Genomic DNA, 2,620 nt, shown 5'->3' on the forward strand with positions numbered 1-2,620 from the left:
CACGGTGGCGATCGCCGCCGTCAGCGTGGTCTTGCCATGGTCAACGTGACCGATCGTGCCCACATTGACGTGTGGCTTGGTACGTTCAAATTTGCTTTTTGCCATTTCTGCGCTCCGGGAGAGTATCAGTACAGACTAGAAGAAGAAAACAGATGGTGCCCATGACGCGGATCGAACGCGTGACCTCTCCCTTACCAAGGGAGTGCTCTACCACTGAGCCACATGGGCATCGACACAGGTTTGAAGACTTCACTCAAACCGACAAACCTGTACCGACGACTTAAAACAAACTTGACCGACACCAACAACACTGGAGCGGGAGACGGGAATCGAACCCGCGTGATCAGCTTGGAAGGCTGGAGTTCTACCATTGAACTACTCCCGCCCGGGAGCCTTACCTCAATCTTGCTTCGCTTTTGCTTACTCTCCTGGGATCGAGCCGCCGGACCAGCCGACGACTCGAATCAAGAAAAGCGTATTGCCCTGCTTTTGCCTTGGTGGAGGAGGCTGGATTCGAACCAGCGTACGCGTTAGCGGGCAGATTTACAGTCTGCTGCCTTTAACCACTCGGCCACCCCTCCGAGGCAAGCCCGCAACTATAGCACAGCAATTATCTCGCGCCAACAGTTTTCTCAAACTATTGACAGTGACAGTGCACCCATCCCCGCGAAACGCCCGGCACTCGCCTGACGCATACCACCTCGGCGATTAAGTGAATACCAGTTCACTACCCAATTCTGTAACCTCGTACCAAATCGGCAAGCGAGCACCGCCCTCTTGAACAGAGCTTGCGCCCACCAAATTGGACCGCCGCAACAGAGCCCGGCCGCAGCACATACCGGTGCGCAGTGGCGCCAACCCGGCAAACTCGGCGAATCAACCCAACCCACCGCTCCTCGGTGGCAACGCCACCACAGCAGGGAAAACACGCACATAAAAGTGGTAGCAAAGTGGCACTACTGAGCCGTATAGTGGCATGGCATTGGTTGCATTCGTATATCTTTAGCGGTGTCAAACCCTCAACGTCTCGATCGGGACTTGCCGGGCTCAGCGCCAAGTGGAAGCAGGCCGAGTAACTTGTCTCTTGGCCAAATTAAGGAAAAGAAATGAAGGTCAAACAGAGCCCTATCGCAGCTGCCGTCGCCTTGACGCTGCTGAGCGTGACCCTGGCAGCAAAAGCGCAGCAGGCGGCAGCCCCTAAGGGCGAAACCAACCAGCTTGAGCAGGTTGTCGTCACCGGCATTCGTGCATCGCAAGAAAAGTCGCTGAGCGTCAAGCGCAACGCTGACGCCCACATCGACGTCATCAACGCCGAAGACATCGGCAAGATGCCCGACAAGAACGTGGCCGACTCGCTGGCTCGCTTGCCTGGCGTCACCGTCACGAACAGTGCATCCGGCGGCTCCGGCGGTTTTGACGAGCGCGACCGCGTGAGCGTGCGCGGCACCAGCCCCAGTCTGACGCAGACCCTACTGGACGGCCATGGCGTCGCCAACGGCGACTGGTTCGTGCTCGATCAAACCGGCGCCGGCGTAGGCCGCAGCGTGAGTTTCTCCCTGTTGCCTTCGGAAATCGTGAGCCGCGTTGAAGTACGCAAGAGCTCCGAAGCCTCCCTGGTAGAAGGCGGCACCGCCGGTTCTGTGAACATCATCACTCGCAAACCACTGGACTTCGCCAAGACGCTGACCGCTGAAGCGAGCGTGGGTGCTGTTTACGCCGATCTGCCCAGCAAGTCAGATCCGCAGCTGAGCGGCTTGGTGAACTTCCGCAGCGAAGACAAGACCTTCGGCGTTTTGGTGCAGGCGTTCTCGGAAAAACGCAGTCTGCGCCGTGATGGCGTGGAAACTCTGGGTTTTAACGCGCTGACCAAGGCCGCGGCCCCCGTCCTCGTGGCGGCCCACCCTGATCTGGAAGGGGTCATGCTCCCCGACTTGATCGGCTCCGCCTACTTCACCCAAACCCGTGAACGCAAGGGCGGCCTGATCAAGGGCGAGTTCAAGCCTACCAAGGACATTGATCTGGTCTTGACCGGCTTCTCGTCCAAGATGGATGCAGACAACTACAACAACAATTACCTGATTGCGCCCCGTCCAGGACTCATCAACAACGCCACCTTGTCTGACTACAAAATCAGCACCGACAGCAAGGGCGTAAAGACACTGACCAAGGCGACCTTCGACTTTGCTGGAGCCGGTTCAAACTCCGGCTACCACGACATGATTTCGCGCAAATCGTCCGCCGAAAGCAACTTCCTGGGCTTGGAAGGTTCGTGGAAAGTCAATGACACGCTGACGCTGGCCGTCAACGGGGGTACATCCAAGGGCAAGGGCTCAACTGCCAGCCAGGATGTGCTTGAGACAAACATCGTGACCACGAAGTCCAGCTACGCCCTCAATGGCAATGACGCGGCGCCCTCCTTCAGCTTCGACAAACCCAAGCAGGGTTTCGACTGGATCTTCGGCAACCAAAACACCGTCGTGACCGACAAGGAAACCTGGGGCCAGGTGGACGGCGAATACGCCCTGGATGCCGGCGTCCTGCGCAGCCTGAAGTTCGGTTTGCGTGGCGCCGAGCACAAGCGTTACACCGACCCGACTCTGAGCCAAGGCCCAGGCTGTGC

2 protein-coding genes and 3 tRNA genes are annotated in these 2,620 nt (G+C 58.1%); 1 reads left to right on the forward strand and 4 read right to left on the reverse strand.

Features of this window, described 5'->3' with window-relative positions; all coding sequences use genetic code 11:
• The 4 genes from RMO57_RS16330 to RMO57_RS16345 form a co-directional block, all read right to left on the reverse strand.
• The coding region (locus tag RMO57_RS16330; RefSeq protein WP_310388397.1) for a GTP-binding protein at window positions 1-105 on the reverse strand (105 nt) is incomplete at its 3' end.
• 48 nt (window positions 106-153) lie between these two features.
• Window positions 154-228: transfer RNA gene (locus RMO57_RS16335), tRNA-Thr, on the reverse strand.
• A gap of 83 nt (window positions 229-311) precedes the next feature.
• Window positions 312-385 (reverse strand) — tRNA-Gly (locus tag RMO57_RS16340).
• 110 nt (window positions 386-495) lie between these two features.
• Window positions 496-581, reverse strand: a tRNA-Tyr gene (locus RMO57_RS16345).
• Window positions 582-1,106: 525 nt separating this feature from the next.
• Here RMO57_RS16345 and RMO57_RS16350 point away from each other — a divergent pair.
• A partial coding sequence (locus tag RMO57_RS16350) for a TonB-dependent receptor plug domain-containing protein (RefSeq protein ID WP_310388395.1) occupies window positions 1,107-2,620 on the forward strand: 1,514 nt, incomplete at its 3' end.

It is taken from the genome of Roseateles sp., from assembly GCF_031397715.1.
GTDB lineage: Bacteria > Pseudomonadota > Gammaproteobacteria > Burkholderiales > Burkholderiaceae_C > Paucibacter_A.